General features: G+C 62.7%; 24 protein-coding genes. 15 read left to right on the top strand and 9 right to left on the bottom strand.

What is annotated here, in order from left to right; translation table 11 throughout:
- Nucleotides 1–147 precede the first annotated feature (147 nt).
- Nucleotides 148–1,194, bottom strand: a complete 1,047-nt coding sequence (speB, locus tag C3Y91_RS17785) for an agmatinase (RefSeq protein ID WP_168575640.1) — start codon at nt 1,192–1,194, stop codon at nt 148–150.
- Nucleotides 1,195–1,330: 136 nt separating this feature from the next.
- Entirely contained in the window at nt 1,331–2,233 is a 903-nt protein-coding gene (locus tag C3Y91_RS17780) for a LysR family transcriptional regulator (protein ID WP_018070873.1), read from the bottom strand.
- A gap of 138 nt (nt 2,234–2,371) precedes the next feature.
- Between C3Y91_RS17780 and C3Y91_RS17775 the strand changes: the two genes are divergently transcribed.
- From C3Y91_RS17775 to nadE, 4 genes are all read left to right on the top strand, one after another.
- On the top strand, nt 2,372–3,628 hold the full coding sequence (locus C3Y91_RS17775) for an HlyD family secretion protein (RefSeq protein ID WP_168575639.1): 1,257 nt from the start codon (nt 2,372–2,374) through the stop codon (nt 3,626–3,628).
- Between the two features lie 98 nt (nt 3,629–3,726).
- Nucleotides 3,727–5,346, top strand: coding sequence for an MDR family MFS transporter (locus C3Y91_RS17770; RefSeq protein WP_024323945.1), 1,620 nt, complete (start codon nt 3,727–3,729; stop codon nt 5,344–5,346).
- A gap of 30 nt (nt 5,347–5,376) precedes the next feature.
- Nucleotides 5,377–6,582: an adenylate/guanylate cyclase domain-containing protein gene (locus tag C3Y91_RS17765; RefSeq protein ID WP_130674861.1), complete on the top strand. Its 1,206-nt coding sequence runs from the start codon at nt 5,377–5,379 to the stop codon at nt 6,580–6,582.
- A 276-nt stretch (nt 6,583–6,858) separates the two neighbouring features.
- On the top strand, nt 6,859–7,692 hold the full coding sequence (nadE, locus tag C3Y91_RS17760; RefSeq protein WP_024323947.1) for an NAD(+) synthase: 834 nt from the start codon (nt 6,859–6,861) through the stop codon (nt 7,690–7,692).
- Nucleotides 7,693–7,728: 36 nt separating this feature from the next.
- Here nadE and gstA read toward each other — a convergent pair whose 3' ends face one another.
- Nucleotides 7,729–8,412 carry a glutathione transferase GstA gene (gene gstA / locus C3Y91_RS17755; protein ID WP_168575638.1) on the bottom strand — a complete coding sequence of 228 codons (684 nt, stop codon included), beginning with the start codon at nt 8,410–8,412 and terminating at the stop codon, nt 7,729–7,731.
- 115 nt (nt 8,413–8,527) lie between these two features.
- On the opposite strand from gstA, the gene C3Y91_RS17750 reads away from it, so the two are divergent.
- Complete coding sequence (locus C3Y91_RS17750) at nt 8,528–9,148, top strand: TetR/AcrR family transcriptional regulator (protein ID WP_024323949.1); 621 nt, start codon at nt 8,528–8,530, stop codon at nt 9,146–9,148.
- On the opposite strand, the gene C3Y91_RS17745 is transcribed toward C3Y91_RS17750, so the two are convergent.
- Nucleotides 9,145–10,386: a multidrug efflux MFS transporter gene (locus C3Y91_RS17745; protein ID WP_168575637.1), complete on the bottom strand. Its 1,242-nt coding sequence runs from the start codon at nt 10,384–10,386 to the stop codon at nt 9,145–9,147. The two genes, C3Y91_RS17750 and C3Y91_RS17745, sit on opposite strands and share 4 nt — an antisense overlap.
- A 431-nt stretch (nt 10,387–10,817) precedes the next feature.
- Between C3Y91_RS17745 and C3Y91_RS17740 the strand changes: the two genes are divergently transcribed.
- Complete coding sequence (locus tag C3Y91_RS17740; RefSeq protein ID WP_024323951.1) at nt 10,818–11,162, top strand: nuclear transport factor 2 family protein; 345 nt, start codon at nt 10,818–10,820, stop codon at nt 11,160–11,162.
- A gap of 72 nt (nt 11,163–11,234) precedes the next feature.
- Here the strand turns inward: C3Y91_RS17740 and C3Y91_RS17735 are convergent, their stop codons facing one another.
- The 3 genes from C3Y91_RS17735 to C3Y91_RS17725 all read right to left on the bottom strand — a co-directional run bounded on the left by C3Y91_RS17735 (nt 11,235) and on the right by C3Y91_RS17725 (nt 13,116).
- Nucleotides 11,235–11,966 (bottom strand): sulfite exporter TauE/SafE family protein, encoded by a 732-nt coding sequence (locus C3Y91_RS17735; protein WP_018484352.1) that lies wholly within the window; start codon nt 11,964–11,966, stop codon nt 11,235–11,237.
- A gap of 61 nt (nt 11,967–12,027) precedes the next feature.
- Nucleotides 12,028–12,681: a class I SAM-dependent methyltransferase gene (locus C3Y91_RS17730; RefSeq protein ID WP_018070884.1), complete on the bottom strand. Its 654-nt coding sequence runs from the start codon at nt 12,679–12,681 to the stop codon at nt 12,028–12,030.
- 108 nt (nt 12,682–12,789) lie between these two features.
- A complete protein-coding gene (locus C3Y91_RS17725; RefSeq protein WP_024323952.1) occupies nt 12,790–13,116 on the bottom strand; it encodes a hypothetical protein in 327 nt (108 codons plus the stop codon).
- Nucleotides 13,117–13,341: 225 nt separating this feature from the next.
- Between C3Y91_RS17725 and C3Y91_RS17720 the strand changes: the two genes are divergently transcribed.
- Together C3Y91_RS17720 and C3Y91_RS17715 are read left to right on the top strand one after the other, a co-directional pair.
- Nucleotides 13,342–13,944: a superoxide dismutase gene (locus tag C3Y91_RS17720; RefSeq protein ID WP_003546549.1), complete on the top strand. Its 603-nt coding sequence runs from the start codon at nt 13,342–13,344 to the stop codon at nt 13,942–13,944.
- A gap of 140 nt (nt 13,945–14,084) precedes the next feature.
- Nucleotides 14,085–14,930 carry a metallophosphoesterase gene (locus tag C3Y91_RS17715; protein ID WP_168575636.1) on the top strand — a complete coding sequence of 282 codons (846 nt, stop codon included), beginning with the start codon at nt 14,085–14,087 and terminating at the stop codon, nt 14,928–14,930.
- A gap of 410 nt (nt 14,931–15,340) precedes the next feature.
- Here the strand turns inward: C3Y91_RS17715 and C3Y91_RS17710 are convergent, their stop codons facing one another.
- A complete protein-coding gene (locus C3Y91_RS17710; RefSeq protein ID WP_130800664.1) occupies nt 15,341–16,033 on the bottom strand; it encodes a helix-turn-helix transcriptional regulator in 693 nt (230 codons plus the stop codon).
- 128 nt (nt 16,034–16,161) lie between these two features.
- On the opposite strand from C3Y91_RS17710, the gene C3Y91_RS17705 reads away from it, so the two are divergent.
- From C3Y91_RS17705 to C3Y91_RS17685, 5 genes are all read left to right on the top strand, one after another.
- Nucleotides 16,162–16,797 carry a LysE family translocator gene (locus tag C3Y91_RS17705; RefSeq protein WP_017963499.1) on the top strand — a complete coding sequence of 212 codons (636 nt, stop codon included), beginning with the start codon at nt 16,162–16,164 and terminating at the stop codon, nt 16,795–16,797.
- A 131-nt stretch (nt 16,798–16,928) separates the two neighbouring features.
- Nucleotides 16,929–17,369, top strand: a complete 441-nt coding sequence (locus tag C3Y91_RS17700) for a c-type cytochrome (protein ID WP_018070889.1) — start codon at nt 16,929–16,931, stop codon at nt 17,367–17,369.
- Between the two features lie 161 nt (nt 17,370–17,530).
- A complete protein-coding gene (locus C3Y91_RS17695; protein WP_168575635.1) occupies nt 17,531–18,445 on the top strand; it encodes a cytochrome c in 915 nt (304 codons plus the stop codon).
- 189 nt (nt 18,446–18,634) lie between these two features.
- Nucleotides 18,635–18,922 carry a hypothetical protein gene (locus C3Y91_RS17690; protein WP_168575634.1) on the top strand — a complete coding sequence of 96 codons (288 nt, stop codon included), beginning with the start codon at nt 18,635–18,637 and terminating at the stop codon, nt 18,920–18,922.
- Nucleotides 18,923–18,953: 31 nt separating this feature from the next.
- On the top strand, nt 18,954–19,634 hold the full coding sequence (locus C3Y91_RS17685; protein WP_210267744.1) for a cysteine hydrolase family protein: 681 nt from the start codon (nt 18,954–18,956) through the stop codon (nt 19,632–19,634).
- 49 nt (nt 19,635–19,683) lie between these two features.
- Here C3Y91_RS17685 and C3Y91_RS17680 read toward each other — a convergent pair whose 3' ends face one another.
- The gene (locus tag C3Y91_RS17680) at nt 19,684–20,178 is read right to left on the bottom strand and encodes a GNAT family N-acetyltransferase (protein WP_032982962.1); all 495 of its coding nucleotides are present in this window, start codon (nt 20,176–20,178) and stop codon (nt 19,684–19,686) included.
- 269 nt (nt 20,179–20,447) lie between these two features.
- On the opposite strand from C3Y91_RS17680, the gene dmeR reads away from it, so the two are divergent.
- Together dmeR and dmeF are read left to right on the top strand one after the other, a co-directional pair.
- The gene (gene dmeR, locus C3Y91_RS17675; protein ID WP_003546569.1) at nt 20,448–20,720 is read left to right on the top strand and encodes a Ni(II)/Co(II)-sensing transcriptional repressor DmeR; all 273 of its coding nucleotides are present in this window, start codon (nt 20,448–20,450) and stop codon (nt 20,718–20,720) included.
- A gap of 123 nt (nt 20,721–20,843) precedes the next feature.
- Nucleotides 20,844–21,839, top strand: coding sequence for a CDF family Co(II)/Ni(II) efflux transporter DmeF (gene dmeF / locus C3Y91_RS17670; protein WP_130655008.1), 996 nt, complete (start codon nt 20,844–20,846; stop codon nt 21,837–21,839).
- The last annotated feature ends 85 nt before the right edge of the window (nt 21,840–21,924 follow it).

Below are 21,924 nucleotides of genomic sequence, written 5' to 3'. Positions count from 1 at the left end.
ATCCCGCGAAGCGGGAGCAATCGATCCAGTGAATCGATTGCAGGGGCGAACGCCCGAAGCGCAAGCGCAGGGCTGGCGCGGGGCAAGTGCAAGCGCCGGCTGCTCGCGCCTACAGCGCCGCGCGTCTTGACGACAAAACAGGCAATGTCAGCGTCCCTGAACTGATGGACTGAACACCAGCAGGCTTAGAATTTCGAAGAGAACCTGAGCCCCCGCCTGGGCGGTGTTGGTGGTGCTGTCATATTGCGGCGCGACTTCGACCACGTCACCACCGACGAAATTGATCCCCTTGAGACCCCGGAGCAGCTCGAGTGCTTCCCGGGTGGTGAGACCGCCGGGCTCGGGTGTTCCGGTGCCGGGGGCAAAGGCCGGGTCCAGGCTGTCGATATCGAAGGACAGATAGGTCGGACCGTCGCCGACAATGCGTCGGGCTTTTTCGATGATGGCTGGAATGCCCATGCCGGAAATCTCCTCGGCATGAATGACGGTCATCCCGGATTCATAGGAGAATTCCCAGAGATATTCGGAGGGACCTCGGATGCCGATCTGCACGGTGCGGGTCGGATCGAGAACGCCGTCCAGCACGGCGTTGCGCATGGGGCCGCCATGGTGGAACTTGCTCTGGTCGAAAGGACCGCCGGTATCGCAATGCGCGTCGATATGGATAAGGCCGACCGGCTCCCGCGCCCCGACCGCTTTCAGGATTGGATGCGTGATGGAGTGATCACCGCCGACCGAGACTGGGATGACGCCCGCCGCGACGATCTTCGTGATGGCCGCCTCGATATTCTCATGGCATTGCTCCAGGCGATATCGGCTCGCAAACGGCACATCGCCGATATCGGCTGCACGCAGGTCATAGGCCGGGGCGCAATCCAGAACGTGGTGATAGGGTCCGATCCGCTCGATGCCGCGTACGGCCCGCGGTCCGAACCTTGATCCCGGCCGGTTGCTGACGCCGAGATCCATCGGGATGCCGACGACGGCGACTTGCAGATCACCAAAATCGGGAGCGGCGAAGTTCACCTCCTTGTAGGGTAGGCTCGCAAAGGTCGAGACGCCGGAATAGGGGGCCGCGCGCGTGCCGCCCCTGAAAATCTTCTCAGCCACCCGACGGAATCGCGGATCGAAAAATTCGGCGCTATCTGCGAATTTCCTGCGCAGATCGTCGAGATGCTTCTTCAAATCAACCATGGTCTTGTCCCTCGTTTCTGCATTCAGTCTGACGGCGCGCCGCCCGGTTCACAGCTTCAATGCCGATAATGGTTGCGGCTATGCCTGACAGCTCTATTGCGCGAAGGGCAGCCTGTTGCACCGAGGTTTGCCTCGCTCATGTCATCCACTTCCGATGCTCCGCAAATCTCTCCGCCAAGAGGTCGATGAACAGCCTCACCTTCGTCGGCAGATGGCTGCGGTTGGGATAGACGGCGTTGATATTGAATTCCACCGGCCGGTAGTCCGGCATGATCTTCACCAGCCGCCCTTCGGCGATGTCGTCGAACACGACGAAACTCGGCGCCAGGAAAATGCCGCGCCCGGTCAGCGTCAGGAAGCGCAGCATCTCGGCGCTGTTGGAAACGACGTTGCCGCTGATCTTGACGCTCTCCTTGTTGCCCTCGGCATCCTCGAAGCGCCATTCGTCGCCATAGGGGTAATAGGCATATTGCAGGCAATTGTGATCGGCGACCTCGGCCGGGACCTTCGGCATCGGATGGCTCTCGAAATAGGCCGGCGAGCAGACGAGCATATGGCGCCACGGCGTCAGCTTGCGGGCGACGAGCGATGAATCCGGCGGTGGTACCGTGCGCATCACCAGGTCGTATCCATCCTCGATCATGTCGACCATCCGCTCGCCGACGCTGAAATCGAGTGCGATCGACGGATAGAGCTCCATAAATTCGCTGACGACAGGCAGCAGGAAACGCACGATGGCGCTGCTGGTATAGACCTTCAGCGTGCCGCGCGGCGTCGTGCTCAGCGCGCCCGCCGTCCGGTCCGCCTCATCGAGTTCGGCCAGGATCTGCGACGAACGCTCATAATAATATTTGCCGGTTTCCGTCAGGCTGACCTTGCGCGTCGTGCGGTTGAGGAGCCGCACACCGAGCCGGTCCTCCAGCGATTGCACGTGGTTGCCGACCATTGTGACGGACATGTTGAGCCGGCGCGCGGCGGCGGAGAAACCGCCGCATTCGACCACGCGGCCAAAGACTGTGAGACTTGTCAGTCGATCCATATTGCCCTCGGATTATCCGCTGAGAGTTGATGATCCTTCCCGATTTAAGCAGATTATCAAAATAAATGTCAGGGTGCATTTTCCTTCGCATCGAACATGGCCTCTCACAGAGGAGGCTAGGAGTGAAGGAGAAGGACGATGGTCGAGTTACCCCACAGGCAAGTTTTCGAAAGTGCGAAGCAGGCCGAGCAGATCCTGGCCGAGGAAGCCGCCAGGGCACCTGCCGCTGAGGCGCCCCCCATGCCTGTCTCTGAAGCGCCGGTCACCGAAGCCCCGGTTGCGGAAACTCCCAGAAAGACCAGCCGTCGGATCGTCAAGCGCGCCGTCATCGCCGCCGTACTGCTTGCCGGCGTCGCTTTCGCCGGCGATTTCGGCTACCGCTATTGGACGGTCGGCCGCTTCATCGAATCCACCGACGACGCCTATGTGAAGGCCGATTACACCACCGTCGCCCCGAAGGTCGCCGGCTATATCAGCCAAGTGCTGGTCAACGACAATGATGCGGTCAAGGCCGGCCAGGTTCTCGCCCGCATCGACGACCGCGACTTCCAGGCAGCGCTGTCGCAGGCCAAGGCCGATGTGAAGGCGGCCGAAGCCGCCATCACCAATATCGACGCCCAGATCTCCCTGCAGCAATCGGTGATCGAGCAGGCGAGGGCGACGGTCGATGCCTCGCAGGCATCGCTGGATTTTGCCGTATCCGATGCCGCCCGCTCGGCCCGCCTGATCACCAACGGCGCCGGCACCCAGTCTCGTGCCGAACAGACCCAGTCGGCCCGTGAACAGGCCGCTGCCGCCGTCGAGCGCGATCGGGCAGCCCTCGTCACGGCTCAGAATAAGGTGCCGGTGCTGCAGACTGAGCGCGAACAGACGGTTGCCCAGCGTGACCGTGCGGCCGCCGCCGCCCACCAGGCAGAGCTCAATCTCTCCTATACCGATATCGTCGCCGCCGTCGACGGCACGGTCGGCGCCCGGTCGATCCGGGTCGGCCAGTATGTCACCTCGGGCACGCAACTGATGGCGGTCGTTCCGCTGCATGCGGTCTATGTCGTCGCCAATTTCAAGGAAACGCAGCTGACCTATATCAGCCCCGGCCAGTCGGTCGAGATCAAGGTCGACAGCTTTCCCGATATCTCGATCAAGGGTCATGTCGACAGCGTTTCGCCGGCAAGCGGGTTGGAATTCTCGCTGCTGCCACCGGACAATGCCACCGGCAATTTCACCAAGATTGTCCAGCGCATCCCGGTCAAGATCGTCATCGACGACGAGGCGCTGAGCGGCCTGTTGCGCTCGGGCATGTCGGTCGAGCCTGAAATCGATACCAAGGCTGCCCAAACCAAGGCTGTCCAGACCTCTGGGGCAGCTAAGGAGGGATCATCCAACCCTGCTGGATGATCCTTTCCCTTTTTCCCGAATGATCCCGATCGTTCCCGAATGGTCACCCGGACCCCGTCATGAGAGAATTTTCCGCAAGAGCCGGAAGGAGCTAAGCCATGGCCACTCTTCAGATCGCCGCCAACGGCAATGCGCTGGCGTCCCCCGTCGCCGCAGCGCCCGCGACACCTGCCGCCATGAGCCCGCTTCGCATGTGGGCAGCCGTTGTCGGTTCGACGCTCGGCGCCTTCATGGCTGTTCTCAACATCCAGATCGTCAATGCCTCGCTTGCCGATATCCAGGGCGCGATCGGCGCCGGCACGGATGACGGCGGCTGGATTTCGACCTCCTATCTGATCGCCGAGATCGTCGTCATTCCGCTCAGCGCCTGGCTGGCGCGCGTCTTCTCGCTCCGCAACTACCTGCTCACCAACGCCATCCTCTTCCTGGTCTTTTCCGTTGCCTGCGCCTTTGCGGCCAATCTGCAGCAGATGATCATCCTGCGCGCCATTCAGGGCTTTTCCGGCGGCGTGCTGATCCCGATGGCCTTCACCATCATCATCACGCTGCTGCCCAAGGCCAAGCAACCGGTCGGCCTTGCCCTCTTTGCCCTGTCTGCCACCTTCGCACCGGCGATCGGCCCGACGATCGGCGGTTATCTCACCGAGAACTGGGGCTGGGAATATATCTTCTACGTCAACCTGGTGCCCGGCGCGCTGATGGTCGGCCTGCTCTGGGCCTCGCTCGACCGCGCACCGATGGACCTGAAGCTGCTCGCCAAGGGCGACTGGCCTGGTATCGTCACCATGGCGATCGGCCTGGCGGCCCTGCAGACCGTGCTGGAAGAGGGCAACAAGGAAGACTGGTTCGGCTCCGATTTCATCGTCCGCCTGTCCGTTATCGCCGCCGTCTCGCTGACGCTGTTCCTGATCATCGAGCTGAAGACCGCCAATCCGCTGCTGAACCTGCGCCTGCTCGTGCGCCGCAACTTCGGCTTCGGCATCGTCGCCAATTTCCTGCTCGGCATTGCGCTTTATGGCTCTGTCTTCGTGCTGCCGATCTATCTGACCCGCATCCAGGGCTATAATTCCGAGCAGATCGGCATGGTTCTCGCCTGGACCGGCATCCCGCAGCTGCTGCTGATCCCGCTGGTGCCGCGGCTGATGAAGCGTTTCGATGTGCGCCTGCTGATCGTCGTCGGCTTTGCCCTCTTCGCCGCCTCGAACTTCATGAACGTGCACATGACCGGCGATTATGCGAGCGACCAGCTGTTCTGGCCGAACATCGTCCGCGCCATCGGCCAGGCGCTCGTCTTCACGCCCCTCTCGGCGATCGCCACCGCAGGCATCGAGCAGGAGAATGCCGGTTCGGCTTCGGCACTCTTCAACATGATGCGCAATCTCGGCGGCGCCGTCGGCATCGCTTCGCTGCAGACCTTCCTGTCGAAGCGCGAACAGTTCCACTCGAATATCCTGACCAACTCGGTCTCGGTCTTCGAGGAAGCCACCCGCGATCGCATTGCCAGGCTCACCGCCTACTTCATGAGCCACGGTGTCAGCGATCAGGCGCTCGCCAGCCACAAGGCCGTCGTCGCCATCGCGCTCAAAATACGCAAGCAGGCCAATATCATGGCCTTCAGCGACACCTTCTTCCTGCTCGGCGTCGCCCTCGTCGTCGCCCTGCTTGCAAGCCTGCTTCTCAGAAAACCCGGTCAACTCTCCGGCGGCGGCGCTCACTAGTGCCCCGCCTCCCTTAAGGAGGAGAAAGCCATGACAACTGCGATCTATGCCCCGGATACCGACAGACTCCAGCCCAAGGCAGCCGGCCATGCCGTCAGTGTCGGCGCACTGCTCTCCATCATCGAATGGCTCTCCGGCGATGAATGCCACGCGCTCGACGAAGCAGGCCTGGTTTCCGGGCTTGGCCGCCGGCTTCAGGCGCTCGGCCTGCCGGTCGACCGTCTGACCCTGCATCTGATGACCCTGCATCCCGAATTCATCGGCCGCACCATCGCCTGGGCGCCGGGCGAGCCGGTCGAGATCCACGATCGCGAACACGGCGCCCGGGTCGCCATATCAAATACGCCGCTGCGCAAGGTCATGGAAACCCGCGAACCGCTGGTCGTCGATACCGGCGAAAGCGTGCATGGCCGCTGGCAGCATATCGATGTCTTCGCCGATCGCGGCCTGATGCAGCTCGTCATCGCGCCGCTCTGCAATGTCGACGGTCCGGTCAGCGCCGCCGTCTTCGGCACGAAGCGGCCGGGCGGTTTCACCGCCTCCGAGCGTCAGGTGATCGAGCGCATCCTGCCGGCGCTGCGCAACACCAGCGAGTTGCGCATCCTTCGCCAGGTCGAGCTCAGCCTGCTCGATACCTATATCGGCCCGCTGACGGCAAGCCGCATCCTGGCCGGCCGCATCCGCCGCGACGAGATCGAATCGATGGAGGCGGCACTCCTGCTCTGCGATCTGCGCGGTTTTACCGAGCTGTCGAACCGGCTGCCCGGCGGCACCGTGCTCGGTCTGCTCAATGCCTATTTCGACAGGATCGTGCCGGCCATCACCCGCGAGGGCGGCGAGGTGCTGAAGTTCATGGGCGACGCCGTGCTCGCCTTCTTCCCGGGCTATGATGCCGCCCATTCCTGCGGCGCGGCCCTGGCATCGGCCCGCGCCATCCTCGATGAGATCGACCATTTCCAGTACGAGGGCATCGGAGTCAAAGCCGGCATCGCCCTGCACTACGGCGAGGTCAGCTACGGCAATGTCGGCTCCGGCCGCCGCCTCGATTTCACCCTGATTGGCGGCGACGTCAATCTGGTCAGCCGCATCCAGACCGCCTGCAGCGAACTCGGGGAGGCCCTGCTGATGTCGGCGCCGTTTCGCGACGAGGCCGGGGCAGGGGATGTGGTGTCGGTCGGGGCGCACAGGCTGAAGGGTTTTGCCGATCCTGTCGAGCTGTTCACGATTGTGCGGTAGGGGCAAGCCCATCCAGCTGGCAGAATCCAGATCTCCGGTCCGCCCCTCATCCGCCTGCCGGCACCTTCTGCCCGCCAGCGGGGAGAAGGGATATGCCGCAACGTCTCTACTGCCTTCCACCGTTGCTTGAGGCACGTCCCCTCAGGCAGTTCATTCCTAAGTCCCCGACGCCCACTTGCATAAAATGCATGGCAGGTCTGCCCGGAACGGTTTCGTCTTCCCTCATCTTTTCGCCATAGTGGCGCCGAAATTCCGTAAGCGGGGAGGAAAAGGCTTATGACGGTGCTGTTCGACGAACAAGGCGAGATCATCCGCGAACTGGGTGTCGCCGCCGATATCGACCCTGAGCGGGAGATCGAACGGCGAACTGCTTTCCTCAAGGATTATCTCGTCGCCTCGGGCATGCGCGGCTACGTCCTCGGCATCAGCGGCGGCGTCGATTCGCTGACGGCGGCGCTGCTGGCTCAAAAGGCGGTGCGCGAGCTGCGTGACAGCGGCCATGCGGCCGAATTCATTGCTGTGCGCCTTCCCTACGGTGTCCAGGCGGATGAGGCGGATGCGGGAAGGGCGCTGGAAACGATCGGCGCCGACCGCTCGATGGTGGTCAATATCAAGGCGCCGACGGATGCGATGCTTGCCGCCGCGCAGGACGGCGGCCTCGCCTTTGCCGATGCCGGCCGGCAGGATTTCATCCTCGGCAATATCAAGGCGCGCCAGCGCATGATCGCCCAGTTCGCCCTGGCCGGGGCGCTTGGCAGCCTCGTCATCGGCACCGATCATGCGGCCGAGGCGGTCATGGGTTTCTTCACCAAGTTCGGCGATGGCGCCGCCGATATCCTGCCGCTCGCCGGCCTCAACAAGCGCCGCGTCCGCCTGCTGGCAAAGCGGCTCGGCGCCCCGGACGAGCTGGTGTTCAAGGTGCCCACAGCCGATCTCGAGGACCAGCGGCCGTTGCGCCCCGACGAGGAGGCCTATGGCGTCAGCTATGACGAGATCGACGATTTCCTCGAAGGCAAGCCGGTCGGCGAGATCGCCCGCCGCCGCATCCTCGCCGCCTATCGGGCGACCACTCACAAGCGCGCTTTGCCGGTGGCTGTCAGCGCGCTCTGATGCCCATCCGTGTCGCGCGTGTGGGCGGCCTGGCGTTTACGGCCTGACCGGCGAGCCGGTCCGTCCCGATGAGGCGAGATAGGCATGCGGCGCAAAATAGACGCCGTCGGCATCGAAGGCCTCGAGCTCTTCGGCCTGCAGCGCCTCGCGCACCTTCGGTCGTGCCGCCACCCGGGCCATGAAGCCGTGCAGCGCCGGCCATTGGTTGAGATCGATGTCGGTCCAGGGCGACCAGTTCAGGCAGACGAAGAGATAGGCATCCGCCACCGTAAACGCATCGCCGGTGAGATAGGGTCCGGCAAGACGGCCGTTCAGCCAAGCGAGCCGCTTCGAGATCAGCGCGCGGACCTCGCCATGAACGCTGGAATAAATCGGATTGAAGAGCAACACCATCGGCTTGTGCAGCTCGGCGGTGATGAAGTTCAGATAGGATTCCACCTCGTTGCGGCGGATGTTGCCGACCTCAGGCAATAGGGCTGCCCCTTCGGGCACGCTGTCGGCGAGGAACTGCACGATCGCCGGCCCCTCGGTCAGCACCTTGCCGTCGTCGAGCATCAGCGCCGGCACATAGCCGTTGCCGTTGATGGCGAGATAATCCTCGCCGGTGCTCGTCCTGTGGGTCTGCCGGTCGACCTGGACGAGCTCGATATCGAGCCCCAGCTCCCGGCAGATGATGTGCGGCGAAAGCGAGCAGGCCGCGGCGTGCATGTAAAGTTTCATTGCGGTTTCCTCTCCTCGTGGGGGCGGTCGATGCCGCCCATCGATAGCATTGAACATCTGTACTGTTTCGCATAAAATAACTCTCGTCAAGAATTTAATGCGAAACAGTACAAATATGAAAGACGAGAAGAAGCGGGGCCGCCCGAGGGCCTTCGACGCCAAGGCGGCGCTTAGCAAGGCGCGGGATGTCTTCTGGGACAGGGGGTTTGCCGCCGCCTCGCTCGACAATCTGAGTGCTGCGACCAACCTCAACCGCCCGAGCCTCTACGGCGCCTTCGGCGACAAGGAGGATCTCTATCTCGATACGCTGGAGGGCTATCGGCAGGACGGCATGAATACGCTCGCCGAGGCGCTCGACCCGTCACTGCCGCTGCACGACAATATCGCCCGCGTCTATGCCGGTGCGCTGGCGATCTATCTGCACGGTGAAACCGCTGCCCGCGGCTGTCTGCTGATCGGCACGGCATCGGTCGAGGCGGTCCAGCATGAGCGCGTCCGCGAAGTGCTCGGCCGCAGCCTCAACGATTTCGACGACGAGATCGAAAAGCGCATGCGGCTTGGCGTGGAAAGAGGCGAGCTTCCCCAAAGCGCCGATCCGCAGATGCTCGCCAGGCTCGCCTCCGCCGTCATGCATTCGCTCGCCGTCCGCGCTCGCGCCGGCGACAGCCGCGAGACGCTGGAAGCGATCGCCCGGTCAGGCGTCGAGCTGATCTGCGGGAGTGCCAATAATCCTTAGGTCGAGTCCCGAGTCTCCCCATCCCTCGGCCGCACGATCCAGGCATAGGCCGCACCGGCGAGAAGCAGCACGGAGGTGCCGAGGAAAACCGCCCGCATGCCGATATGGCCGCCGACAAAGCCGCCAAGGATGGGGCCGGCCACCTGGCCGACATATTGCGAGGAAATCGAAAGCCCGAGAATGCTGCCGGCCGCACTATCCGGCACGCTGTGGCGGATGACCGCGGCGATGCAGGGCAGCAGCCCGCCGAGCGCCACACCCATCAGGAAACGCAGGATGATCAGCTGCCAGGAACTGGTGACGAAGGCCTGCGGGATCAGCAGCAGCCCGGCGACGGCGAGCGCGCCTGCAATAACCGGCCAATGGCCGATCCTGTCGGCGAGCTTGCCGAGCCATGAGGCCGAGAGAATGCTGCCGAGGGCAGCCGCCGACATGACGATGCCCGATGTCATCGTCACCTGGGATTCGACGGGCACGAGCTGCGCGACATAGACGGTGATCATCGGCTCGATCGACATATTGGCAAACATCAAGAGCATGCCCGTTGCCAGCATCGCGATGACGGGCCGCTTGTCGGCAATGGATTTCCAGCCGCCGCTTGCCTTGGCCGCCTGCTTGCGAGCCGGCGATTTCTCTTCCTTGATCAGCAAGGTCGTGGCGAGGAAGGCGAGGAAGATCATGCCGCCGGCAGCGAGAAACGTGCCGCGGATGCCGATGATCGGCGGCAGCGCCCCGCCGATCAGCGGCCCGACGAGATTGCCGGCCATGATGCCGGAGGAGAGCACGCCGAGCGCCCAGGCCGAACGGTCCTTCGGCGTCTGCGTCGCCACCAGCACCATCGAGCCGGAGGCATACCCGCCGGCAAGCCCGACGAAGAGGCGCAGCGCCACCAACTGCCAGACATTGCCGGCCATGCCCATCAGCGAGATCGCCAGCGTCATGCCGAGGCTGGCGCGCACCAGCATCAGCTTGCGGCCGTAAATATCGCCGAGCCGGCCCCAGAGCGGCGCGACGAGAGCCGCGGCGAAGAAGGTGGCGCCATAGGCAATGCCCGACCATTGCACGATCGCCGCATGGTCGCTGACGCCGAGTTCTTCGACATAAAGCGGCAGGAAGGGAAGCAGCAGCGTCATCGCCACGATCGTGGTGAAGGAGCCGATGAGCGAGATGGTAAGGTTGCGCTTCCAGTAGACCGAGCCCGGCCTGGCGCTGGCGGCGTCCAATTGCGTATCGGTCATTCTCTCGGCCCCGGCATTGATTCTACAGCGCCGCGCGTCTTTTAAGGCGCGCAAAGGACGCTGTAGCACTTTGAATTCTGCATATTTCCTTAAATCGGTTCCGATTCGAGGAAATATGCGGCAAGCGCGGGTTCCACCGCGCCTGATGAAACGATGTGCCCTTTGCCGCGACGAGGAGATCGGCGCGGGTAAATCTGTCCTGAAGATCGAGCTTTTCGAGGTCGAGCGCATAGGCCATAGCGGCGGATGCGCCCGTCGTTCCAGGGCGGGCACGCGCTGATATAACCGCGCTATGGCCCGTCCTTCAAGACGGCGCTTCCGCATTGGTGGCCTGTCTTTGGAAATTGCCGCTGCAACCTGGACCCTCCCAGGTAAAAGTGCTAGAACAAGACCGATTGCATCATGCAATCGGTTAATCCGAGGACATTGCCATGAGCGACATGCGCACATCCCGAGAGCAGACTATCCGTCATCTCTACGCCGCCTATCTTGACGACCGCAAGGATATCGTCGGCGTCATGTTGACGGAGGATTTCACCTTCTCCAGTCCGCGTGACGACCACATCGACCGGGCGACCTATTTCGAGCGCTGCTGGCCGAAGGAGCCGGTCTTCCGCGGATTCGACATCGAATTCCTGGCGATCGACGGCGACGAGGCGGTCATCCGTTACCGCGCCGAAAAACGGGACGGCGGCAGCTTCCGCAACATCGAGAGCCTTCGCTTCCGCGGCGACAAGATCGCCTCCGTAGATGTCTATTTCGGCCGGAATCTGTAACCCTACAGCGCCGCGCGTCTTTTCAGACGCGCGCAAAGGACGCTGTTCCACTATGCGCTAGCGCAGCGATCTTCACAGGATCCGCATCGCCGAAGTGCCGATGATGATCATCGAGACCGCCACCATCAGCGGCCGCACCGGCAGCCGCTTGACGAGGATCGCGCCGAAGGGGGCAGCGATGACGCCGCCGATGATCAGGCCGATCGCCGAATTGAGCTCCGACCAGCCAAGCGTCAGCATGAAGGTCAGGGAAATCGTCAGTGTCACGGCGAATTCGGTGAAGTTGGTCGAGCCGATCACCCGCTTCAGGTCATGGCCGCGGCTGACGAGCGAACTGGTGACGATCGGCCCCCATCCGCCGCCGCCGATCGCATCGAGCACGCCGCCGCAGAACCCGACGGGCGGCACCATCCAGTCGCGGACATCCCGCTTCGGCGGCGGCCGAAAGGCCTTGTAGAGGATCACCAGTCCGATCGCGATCAGATAGGCCGACACGAAGGGCTCGATCACCTTGCCGTCGATATTGGCAAGCAGATAGGCGCCGATCGCACCGCCGATCATGCCGGCCGGTGCAAGCCGCGCGACCAGGCGCCAGTCGACGTTGCGATGATAGGCATGCGAAAGGCCCGACGCGGCGGTCGTGAACATTTCTGCCACATGCGTCATGGCGCTGGCATTGGCGGCCGGCACCCCGAAGGCGAGAAGGCTCGTCGTCGACAGCACGCCGAAGGCCATGCCGAGTGCGCCGTCGACGATCTGTGCGCAGAAACCCACGACGATGAAGACGAAGAAATCCGATGTCATGTAGTCCCCTCAGACAAACGGTAGCATCAGAAGAAGCGACGCGGGGAAAAAGTTTCCGGTCTCAGGCGGCAAGTCCGTGCTGCTTCAGCCGGATAATCTTGAAGAAGCCATTCGGAAAGACCGGCAGGATATCGGCAGGAGCGAAATCACCGCGGCGCTCGGCCCAGGCGACGATGCGGTGAATACGGAAGGCGGAGGACCAGCCGATGTGACGCACCAGCGGCGCCACCGCCGTTTCGATCGCGCCCTGCAGACCGGCGCCGTCGCCAAGCTTGCTGGCAAGGATGATCTCGCCGCCCGGCCTGAGCACTCTCGCGCATTCGTCGAGCGCGCGTTCGGGCTCGGGGATCAGCGTGATGACGAAGGGCAGGCAGACCGCATCGAAAGACCGGTCGGCAAAGGTGAGCGCATGGGCATCCATCACATCAAGCGCCTGCACATGCTGCAGCTTCTCGCGTCTCGCCTTTTCGCGCGCCCGCGCGATCATGTGTTCTGAAATGTCGATGCCGCTTACCCGGCAGTGGCGCGGGTAATGCCCGAGCGTCAGGCCGGTGCCGACGCCGATCTCCAGGATATCGGTGCCGGCCGCGGCGGCGAGGGCTGCAAGCTTGCGGTGGCCATCACGCAGGATGCCGCGATACACCCGGTCATAGACCGGTGCCCAACGCTGATAGATTTTCTGCTGATCTTCCGCCCTGCTGCGAAGCTCTGACATGCCGGCACCTCCCTAAAGCCCAGGCTTTCAACTCCTGAGCGTAGGCTTCGGTTCCCCAGAAATGTGACGCAAGGCACAAACCAGCACGGTAAGTAACCTCATAGCGGCCTATTTTGCCGGCATGAGACCAAGCGTCTTGGCGTCCAGCTCGCTGCCGATCTCGACGGTCTTCTTTTGCTTGTCGTAGACGCAGATCTGGGCAATCAGCCCCTTGGCGCCTTTCGGCTTGCCTGTCACCAGGGCGAGCCCGTAATGCGAGCTGCCGAAGGGATCGACGGTGGCGCTGGGCTTCTCGATCGTGACCGCTGCCTTCTTGCATTTGGCCTCGACGTCAGCGGCGAGCTGCTTCCAGGCGTCATCGGAGGAGGCATGCGCCGCACCTGCCAGGCAAAGCAGTACGGCGGCAGTGAGAAGCTGGATTATATTCCTGTTCATATCGGGTCTCCGTTGATCTCCATAACAGGCAAAGTGGTTTTCGGGGCGGGTATTCCCATTGATTTGCCCAGGCGATTTCTACGCACGACTCCAACCGTGCAACTGAGGCAAATTTTCCTCCGGCCGGTCATTTTTTGATAATTCGCCGGTTGCCTCTCCCCCTTTCCCCTCCTATGTTCCGCCTCACCTGCCGAGACGCAATCTATTGCCAAGAGGAGATCTGACATGGCTTTCGAATTGCCTGAACTTCCCTATGATTACGAAGCGCTTGCTCCCTTCATGTCGAAGGAAACGCTGGAGTTCCACCACGACAAGCACCACAAGGCCTATGTCGACAACGGCAACAAGCTCGCCGCCGAAGCCGGTCTTTCGGACCTCTCGCTCGAAGACGTCGTCAAGAAGTCCTTCGGCACCAATGCCGGCCTCTTCAACAACGCCGCCCAGCACTACAACCACATCCATTTTTGGAAGTGGATGAAGAAGGGCGGCGGCGGCAACAAGCTGCCGGGCAAGCTCGAAGCGGCCTTTACCTCCGATCTCGGCGGCTACGACAAGTTCAAGGCCGATTTCGCCACTGCCGGCGCCACCCAGTTCGGCTCCGGCTGGGCCTGGGTTTCCGTCAAGAACGGCAAGCTCGAAATCTCCAAGACCCCGAACGGCGAAAACCCGCTCGTTCACGGCGCCACCCCGATCCTCGGCGTCGACGTCTGGGAACACTCCTACTACATCGACTATCGCAACGCCCGCCCGAAATATCTCGAGGCCTTCGTCGATAGCCTGATCAACTGGGACTACGTCCTGGAACGCTACGAAGCAGCCACGAAGTAAGCGGTACCAGACTCGCCGCCATGGCGGACGATGTCGTCCGCATCTTCGAACTCGGCACCCGGCGCGCCCAAAGCGCCGGGTGTTTTGTTTTCACGCGAAGTCGTCACAGCCCTGTCATCGGCCGCTCCTAATCACGCCCCATGTCTTCCTCTGCTTCTCCCCTGTTCCGCTTCGGCATCATCGCCGACCCGCAATATGCGGCGATCGCGCCGCACGTGGCGATGGACCGCTATTACGCCAACAGCCTCGCCAAGGTCGCCGAGGCGATCGAGGTCTTCAATGGCGAGGAGCTGAGCTTCGTGATGACGCTCGGCGATGTCATCGACCGCAGCTTTTCAAGCTTCGACGATATCCTGCCGGTCTATGAGAAGCTCAGGCACGAGACGCTCTTCCTGCTCGGCAATCATGATTTCTCGGTCTCTCCGGGCCATCTCTCCGACGTCGCCGCGCGTCTCGGCATGCCGGCGCCCTATTACAGCTTCTCGCGCCACGGCTGGCGCTTCATCGTGCTCGACGGCAATGAGGTCAGCATCTTCGCGCCGCCCGAAGGCCATCCTCATCGCGCGCTGGCCGGAGAGATGCTGGCGGAGCTGCAGGCCAAGGGTGCCAGGAACGCCCATCGCTGGAATGCCGCGCTGAGCGACGAACAATTCGCCTGGCTTGGCGATGAAATCGCAAAAGCGGCCGAGGCCGGCGAGAAGGTGATCGTCATGAATCACTATCCGGTGCATCCGCCCAGCGAGCACGGCATGTGGGACAGCGAGCGCATCGTCGAGTTGCTCGCCTCCAGCAGCAATGTCGTCGCCTATCTCAACGGCCACGACCACGTCGGCAACTACGGCTTGGTCAGCGCCTGTCACTTCGTCAATTTCAAGGGCGTGGTCGACACGGAGACGAAAAACGCCTTCGCGATCGTCGAGGTCCAAGCCGACCGCATCGAAATCCGCGGCTTCGGCCGCGAGGTGAGCCGCACGCTGCTTTATTAGGTTGTGACAGGTGGCTGACAGAGTCGCCAACCTCACCATGCTCGGGCTTGTTCTTCGGATCCCCGCTTGCGGGAAAGGGGGACGCGCCTTGCAAGAGGGCGCGAGGAACGGAGAGGTCACGCCATATCCTCTTCTCCCCTCGGGGAGAAGGTGCCGGCAGGCGGATGAGGGGCTGCACGGCACATCCTTCACGTAAAACCTATTCCGCCACGCCGACGGTAACGCCGTTCCCCCGCGTCCTGAACACGGTTGAGACGACGCCAGCGCGGTCGAAATCCGCATGGGCGTTGTTGGAAAGACCGGCTTCGCCGGCCCCCTCATCCGCCCTACGGGCACCTTCTCCCCGCTGGGGAGAAGAGGGAGTCGAGACGTTGCGGCATTCTCCGGATAGCTGTGCTGCAAACCACGCATCAAGCCGGCACAGCCTTCTCCGTCCACCCGCTGGTCCACAGTTCCCGCAGCCGGTCGCCGTCGCCCTTGAAGAAATCGTCGCTCGTCGCGCAACGCTCCACCCGGTCGCTGCGGAAATTGCGGATCGCCTGGCGCAGCTCGCACCAGGCGACGATATTGGCGGTCTGCGAATAATAGATCAGCGCGACTGGCCGGATCGTCCGCTCGCTGGCACGGCCGAGTTCGTCGCGGTAGCCGAGCATCAGCTTGCGTTCGTCGCGGATCGCGCGGCGGACGATCGCAAGGTCGAAGCCTGCCGGCTGCGCAATCGAGCCCCAGGCATAAAGCGCCTTGTTGTCCATCGCCTGGCGCAGCGGCGCCGGCACGGCGCCTGATATCTTCCGGTTGACCCGGCGCGCGGCCTGTTTCAGCTCCTCGTCCGCCGTCCGTTCGAGCAGCGCCAGCGACAGCACGATCGCCTCCATCTCCTCGATCGAAAACATCAGCGGCGGCAGGTCGAAGCCCGGCCGCATGATGTAGCCGATGCCGCGCCCGCCTTCGATCGGCACCCGCATCGCCTGAAGCGCCGCGATGTCGCGATAGATCGAGCGCACGGTCACCTCGAGGGTCTCGGCCATGACAGCCGCCGTCATCGGCTTTCTTGCCAGCCTGAGGATCTGAATGATCTCGAAAAGCCGCGAGGCCTTGCGCATTTAACCTCTCCCATCCCAACGCTCCTGACAATACACTGTCAGTTGGGTTCTCGTATAGAGCCGCCTATCGGATTGAAATCAATCAGGGTCTTTCAAAACGGCCCGCAAAACTCAAGGCGGTAACTGACATGAACTACCATGAAAACCTCTGGCTCTTCTTCACCCTTCTCTTCGGCATCATCATCGTGCCTGGTATGGACATGCTCTTCGTGCTCGCCAATTCGCTGACCGGCGGCGTCAAGCGCGGGCTGGCGGCGACCGGCGGCATCATGGCCGGCGGCGCCGTGCATTCGGCCTATGGCGCCGCGGGCGTCGGCGTGCTCGTCACCATGCTGCCGCAGCTCTTCAACGTGCTGCTCTTTGCCGGCGTCGCCTACATGATCTGGATCGGTATTTCGCTAATCCGCAGTTCGATCACCGTCGAGGCGGTTGGCCCGGGAACGGCCCGCTCCGGCTGGCGGGCTTTTCGCCAGGGAGCTGTCACCTGTCTCGTCAATCCGAAGGCCTATATCTTCATGTTTGCAGTCTATCCGCAGTTCCTCAGACCGGAATACGGCCCGATCTGGATGCAGGGGCTGATCATGGGCGTCATGACTGTCGTCACCCAGTTTGCCATCTACGGCACGTTGGCGATGACGGCTGGCCGCAGCCGCGACCTGCTCGTCGCCAACCCTGACGTCACGGCCTTTGTCGGCCGCTTCGCCGGACTGCTGCTGGTTGCGGTCTCCGCCTTCAGCCTCTGGCAGGGGTGGAAAAGCGCCTGAACCACCACGGCCTATCACATTGTTTTTATGATGATCCGGCAAAACGTGACTGCCCGGACGCATGGATTTTGTCATGCTGCCAGTGCAGATTGGCCATCGGCCACCTTGGCCGAGGAGAAATGGAGAGGAATATGAATTGGAAAGCAGTAGCTGCGGCCGCAGCGATGGCAGGAATAGCCGCCGGTTCGGTGACCGCCGCCGACGGCACCCATGATTCGCGCATTGCGCTGATGAAGCAGATCGGCGGTTCGGCCGGGGCCTTGGCAGCCATCGCCAAGGGCACCAAACCCTATGACGCCGAGGCGGTGAAGACGGCGCTGACGACGATTGCCACGACTGCCAAGGTCTTCCCCGATCAGTTCAAGCCGGGCAGCGATATGAACGATCCCGAGGTCAGCCCGAAGGTCTGGGAAAACATGGATGACTTCAAGGCGCGCGCCGGAAAGCTATCCACTGACGCCGAAACTGCGCTCGCTCAGCTTCCGGCCGATGCTGCAGCCGTCGGCGCCACGGTCAATACGCTGGGCGCCAATTGCGGCGGCTGTCACAAGGCCTATCGTATCAAGGAGTGATAGACCGACTGAGCAATTCCAGCAAAGGTGGGCGGCTTGCCTCCGCCTGACGCGCGGAAAATGGAATGCTCCGGATCCGCGATCCGCGCCCGCCTTGCCGCCGGCGCGGGTCGCCTTATGTGGGTCGACGGCGCAAATGTCGACAACAGGGGAGGCGGCGCATGGTCCGCAGGTTCATCCGGTTACTGCTCTGTCTGATCGGCGTCGCCGTCCTCGGCGGGGGCGCCTTCTATCTCGTCACCGCACCCGATCCGCTGCCGGAGAGCCATTGGGCGGGTCTCGGCGCGCCCGACCCGGCAAACGGCCAGATGGTCTTCTGGGCGGGCGGCTGCGTCAGTTGTCATGCCGCACCCGGTTCCGAAGGCGATGCAAAGCTGACACTTGCAGGCGGCCTGGCACTGAAGAGCCCTTTCGGGACCTTCCATGTGCCGAACATCTCACCCGATGAAAAGTCCGGCATCGGCGGCTGGACGCTTGCCGAGTTCGGCAATGCGATGAAGCGCGGCGTCGGCCCGGGCGGGCAGCATCTCTACCCGTCCTTTCCCTATGGCTCCTATTCCCGCATGAGCGACAAGGACGTCAACGATCTCTTCGCCTTCCTGAAGACCCTGCCGAAGAGCGCAAACGTCGCGCCGCCGCATGAACTGCCGTTCCCCTTCAACATCCGGCTTGCGCTCGGCGGCTGGAAATTCCTCTATTTCAGCGACCAGCCGCGCGTCGCTCTGGCAAAGAGCGACGACAAGATCAAGCGCGGGCAGTATCTCGTCGAAGGTCCCGGCCATTGCGGCGAATGCCACACGCCGCGCGATGCGCTCGGCGGCTTCCAGGCCGATATGTGGCTCGCCGGCGCGCCCAATCCTGAAGGCAAGGGCCGCATACCCGATATCACCCCGGCCTCCAAGAGCATCGGCGGCTGGAGCGAGGCCGATATCGTGAGCTACCTCGAAACCGGCTTCACCCCCGATTTCGATTCCGTCGGCGGTTCGATGGTCGATGTGCAGCAGAACATCGTCCATCTGCCGGCTTCCGACCGCGAGGCGATCGCCGCCTATCTGAAGGCGGTGCCGGCCCGTTAGGACCAGCCGGAAAGAGCCTCGATCGCCGGGTAGGACTTGTGCCCGAAGGCGCTACGTCGAGACTTCTCCGCCGCTCGCCGTCTTCGCCCGCTTCCTCGCCGGGCACGGTGTTACGATTACCTGAGTCCCGCCTCGGGCAAGCGCTGCGATCCAAAGATCATCAGCCGACAGAGATGACCGAGCGACAATATGAAGAACCAGCCGACCCTTGAAGAACTTGATGTGATCATCGCCCGCATCCGCGCTCGTCTTGCGGCCCGTAACGAGCTGCTCGGGCGCTGGTTCACCGAAACCCTAGCGGCGATGGAAGCGAAGATCGTCGTGCGGCTCGATGATCCGAATGATGTTGCGCAGGCCCGTGCGTCAGCGCTCATCTTTGTTAAGGCAGCCCTGCATCAATGGGCAATCCGGCCGCCGCGCGAAATGCCGGCAAAACCTCAGCGTTCAGACGTCCGATGGCGCAGCGACTCGGTATAGACTGGACCGCAGCCTGATGGGGGACTTGGTCTTGAAGCAACACGATTGGCACATCGAGCCGCGCGAATATGCCCGCCAGGAAGAACGCCGTGGCCGTCGCTTTGCCTATGAACGTCTGACGCCCACCCGCACGGCGCTCGTCGTCATCGACATGATCCCGTTTTTCGTCACGCCCGGCAGCTATGCGGCCGGCATCGTTCCCAATATTCTGGCGCTCGTGGAAACCGTCCGCAACAGCGGAGGCCTCGTCGTTTGGGTCGTTCCGGCGCCGCGCCAGACCTATCCAGGGCTTGCCCGTGAATTCTACGGCGAGACGGTTGCCGAGGTCTTTCGCACATCAGGCGGGGAAGGGCCTATCGTCGCTCGGCTCTATCGAGAGTTCTTGCCGGAGCCGCAGGATCTGATGATCGAGAAGACCTCCTACAGCGCCTTTCATCCGGAAAGCGCGCCGCTCGCCCCGCTGTTGAAATCACGCGGTATCGATACCGCGCTCGTCGTCGGCACTCTTACTAATGTCTGCTGTGAATCCTCGATCCGCGACGCCTTCGCCAGCGGTTTCCGCACCGTCATGCTCGCCGATGCCAACGCCGCGCGCCGCGATATTGATCACAATGCTTCGCTTCACACGATTTATCGCAGCTTCGGCGACGTGCGCGCCACGGAAGAGGTGATCGCGATGTTGCTGCATGGGGACGAGCCGGTCTTCAGCTGATGCCCCTCGCGGATCATCAGAGCTTACCGGCTAAAATCCCTGCTGCCCCTCAAGCGATCGACTGCATGTAGCGCATGCCGGTCACCGGACGGGCGGTGAAATCCAGCTGTTCGTAGAAGCGGTGCGCCAGCACGTTTCCGGTCGCGGCGCTGACGGAGAGGTAGCCACAGCCGGCATTGCGGGCGGTCTCGCGCGCCCGGTCGACGAGCAACTGGCCGGTGCCGTGGCCGCGATGGCCGTCGCGCACGAAGAGGTGGTGCAGGTCCATGCCGCGCTTGCCTTCCTGCGCCCTGTAGAGCGGTACGAGAATGGCGTAGCCGATCAGCCCTTCGCTGGTCTCGGCGACGAGCGCATTGATCCAGGGCAGCGGGCCGAAGAGGTCGCGCTCCAGCTGCTCCGCCGTCGTCCCTGCCGCATCGCCGTGATGGGCGGCAAGCAGGGTGATCATCTCGTTGAGTTCGGGCAGGTCGCGCGGCTTGGCGGTGCGGATCGTCACCACCGATGGGCGCATCAGTGAAATTTCGCTGTCTTCGATTTCGGTCATGGTCTTCGCGTCCTTTGATATTCTGCCGTCAGGACGCTGCTGATACAACAAAGCCGCCTGACGGCGGCTTGTTGACAATATGATCTTGTCCAGCCGCCCTTTACAGGTACAGCCAAAAATACGAGCGGCTCTGGTGCGCGTTCTTGATCATGGATCATAGATCGTCGGAAACGCGGGCTTTGTCAATGGCGGATCGGAGTCCATCACCGGCATTGAGTTCCGGCCGCGCTCTTGATAATATACCCCCCTATATTATATGTGAATCCATCATGTCCCACACCACCCTGCAGAAAAAGAAGCTCGTCGCCCGCATTAGCCGCCTGAAGGGGCAGATGGAGGCGGTCGAGCGCGCGCTCGAGGCTGAGCGCCCCTGCGGCGAGATCCTGCAACTGCTCGCCTCGATCCGCGGCGCGCTGACCGGGCTGACCGGCGAGGTTCTCGACGATCACCTGCGTGAGCATGTGCTGAATGCGGCCGACGATGCAGCAAGGGCGGAGGCGGTCGAGGAAATATCGGAAGTCTTGAGAACCTATATGCGCTAGAGCAATTCCAGCAAAAGTGTGAAGCGGTTTTGCCGAGAATTGCGTAAAAACAAAAGCTTAGAGTGGTTCTGCGTTTTCATGAAACGCTGAACCGCTCTAAGCGCGGCGACGAAGGAGCCTGTCATGAGTGCCGGAATCGAGAAGGCTGGAATCAATGCCTTGGAACATGATCATGTCTTCCTCGGCGCCGATCATACGCGCAACGAGCGGCGCATCTGGCTGGTGATTGCGCTGACGGCAGTGATGATGGTGGCGGAAATCGCCGCCGGCACCGTCTACGGCTCCATGGCCCTGGTCGCCGATGGCTGGCACATGTCGACCCACGCCAGTGCTCTGCTGATTTCCGCACTCGCCTATCTCTTCGCCCGTCGGCAGGCGCGCAATCCGCGTTTCACCTTCGGCACCGGCAAGCTCGGCGATCTCGCCGGCTTCGCCAGCGCCATCATCCTTGCCCTGATCGCCCTGCTCATGGCCTGGGAAAGCATGCTGCGCCTTTCCAATCCCGTGCCGATCGGTTTTGCCCAGGCGATCGCCGTGGCGGTCATCGGCCTTGCCGTCAATCTGGTCAGCGCCTGGCTGCTGGCTGGCGGCGGCCATGTCGCGCATGGCGATCATGCGCACCATCACCATGGCCATCACGGGCATGGCCACCATGCGCATCACAGTCATGGCGACGGTGCCCACCACGCAAAGACTGGCGACAACAATATCCGCTCCGCCTATCTGCATGTCATCGCCGATGCCCTGACCTCGGTACTCGCCATCGCGGCGCTGACGCTCGGCAGCCTCTATGGCTGGCTCTGGCTCGATCCCCTGATGGGCATCGTCGGCGGGCTGGTGATCGCCAATTGGTCCTGGAGCCTGATGAAATCTTCCGGCGGCGTCCTGCTCGACGTCATTTCCGAAGGCGAGACGCTGCCGGCCGAAATCCGCGGCGCCATCGAGACGGAGGACGACCGGATCACCGATCTGCATGTCTGGCAGGTCGGCCCCGGCCATCATGCCGCAATCGTCGCCGTCCTCACCTCGCAGCCGCGCGATCCGGCTTTCTACAAGGGCAGGCTCTCGGCGCTGGAGGAATTGTCGCATGTGACGGTCGAGGTCACGCGTGCCGCATGATCGGGGCGGGCGGAGACGCTCGGCGGACGACAAGATCGCCCGACGGACGATTAACATCGCTCGGCGGACGATTAACATCGCCGCG

This window comes from Rhizobium ruizarguesonis (assembly GCF_012349115.1).
GTDB classification, from domain to species: Bacteria; Pseudomonadota; Alphaproteobacteria; order Rhizobiales; family Rhizobiaceae; genus Rhizobium; species Rhizobium ruizarguesonis.
Note: the sequence above shows the minus strand (reverse complement) of the source record. Positions and strands in the feature narration are given on the sequence as shown.

What these genes read in the sequence shown, in the direction of transcription:
- C3Y91_RS17705 (WP_017963499.1), top strand. Translation starts at nt 16,162, where the DNA reads ATGAACTACCATGAAAACCTCTGGCTCTTCTTCACCCTTCTCTTCGGC.
- C3Y91_RS17715 (WP_168575636.1), top strand. Translation starts at nt 14,085, where the DNA reads ATGTCTTCCTCTGCTTCTCCCCTGTTCCGCTTCGGCATCATCGCCGAC.
- C3Y91_RS17765 (WP_130674861.1), top strand. Translation starts at nt 5,377, where the DNA reads ATGACAACTGCGATCTATGCCCCGGATACCGACAGACTCCAGCCCAAG.
- dmeR (WP_003546569.1), top strand. Translation starts at nt 20,448, where the DNA reads ATGTCCCACACCACCCTGCAGAAAAAGAAGCTCGTCGCCCGCATTAGC.
- C3Y91_RS17780 (WP_018070873.1), bottom strand. Translation starts at nt 2,233, where the DNA reads ATGGATCGACTGACAAGTCTCACAGTCTTTGGCCGCGTGGTCGAATGC.
- C3Y91_RS17695 (WP_168575635.1), top strand. Translation starts at nt 17,531, where the DNA reads ATGGTCCGCAGGTTCATCCGGTTACTGCTCTGTCTGATCGGCGTCGCC.
- gstA (WP_168575638.1), bottom strand. Translation starts at nt 8,412, where the DNA reads ATGAAACTTTACATGCACGCCGCGGCCTGCTCGCTTTCGCCGCACATC.
- C3Y91_RS17745 (WP_168575637.1), bottom strand. Translation starts at nt 10,386, where the DNA reads ATGACCGATACGCAATTGGACGCCGCCAGCGCCAGGCCGGGCTCGGTC.
- C3Y91_RS17725 (WP_024323952.1), bottom strand. Translation starts at nt 13,116, where the DNA reads ATGAACAGGAATATAATCCAGCTTCTCACTGCCGCCGTACTGCTTTGC.
- C3Y91_RS17700 (WP_018070889.1), top strand. Translation starts at nt 16,929, where the DNA reads ATGAATTGGAAAGCAGTAGCTGCGGCCGCAGCGATGGCAGGAATAGCC.
- C3Y91_RS17710 (WP_130800664.1), bottom strand. Translation starts at nt 16,033, where the DNA reads ATGCGCAAGGCCTCGCGGCTTTTCGAGATCATTCAGATCCTCAGGCTG.
- speB (WP_168575640.1), bottom strand. Translation starts at nt 1,194, where the DNA reads ATGGTTGATTTGAAGAAGCATCTCGACGATCTGCGCAGGAAATTCGCA.
- C3Y91_RS17775 (WP_168575639.1), top strand. Translation starts at nt 2,372, where the DNA reads ATGGTCGAGTTACCCCACAGGCAAGTTTTCGAAAGTGCGAAGCAGGCC.
- C3Y91_RS17720 (WP_003546549.1), top strand. Translation starts at nt 13,342, where the DNA reads ATGGCTTTCGAATTGCCTGAACTTCCCTATGATTACGAAGCGCTTGCT.
- nadE (WP_024323947.1), top strand. Translation starts at nt 6,859, where the DNA reads ATGACGGTGCTGTTCGACGAACAAGGCGAGATCATCCGCGAACTGGGT.
- C3Y91_RS17740 (WP_024323951.1), top strand. Translation starts at nt 10,818, where the DNA reads ATGAGCGACATGCGCACATCCCGAGAGCAGACTATCCGTCATCTCTAC.
- C3Y91_RS17750 (WP_024323949.1), top strand. Translation starts at nt 8,528, where the DNA reads ATGAAAGACGAGAAGAAGCGGGGCCGCCCGAGGGCCTTCGACGCCAAG.
- C3Y91_RS17690 (WP_168575634.1), top strand. Translation starts at nt 18,635, where the DNA reads ATGAAGAACCAGCCGACCCTTGAAGAACTTGATGTGATCATCGCCCGC.
- C3Y91_RS17730 (WP_018070884.1), bottom strand. Translation starts at nt 12,681, where the DNA reads ATGTCAGAGCTTCGCAGCAGGGCGGAAGATCAGCAGAAAATCTATCAG.
- C3Y91_RS17680 (WP_032982962.1), bottom strand. Translation starts at nt 20,178, where the DNA reads ATGACCGAAATCGAAGACAGCGAAATTTCACTGATGCGCCCATCGGTG.
- dmeF (WP_130655008.1), top strand. Translation starts at nt 20,844, where the DNA reads ATGAGTGCCGGAATCGAGAAGGCTGGAATCAATGCCTTGGAACATGAT.
- C3Y91_RS17735 (WP_018484352.1), bottom strand. Translation starts at nt 11,966, where the DNA reads ATGACATCGGATTTCTTCGTCTTCATCGTCGTGGGTTTCTGCGCACAG.
- C3Y91_RS17770 (WP_024323945.1), top strand. Translation starts at nt 3,727, where the DNA reads ATGGCCACTCTTCAGATCGCCGCCAACGGCAATGCGCTGGCGTCCCCC.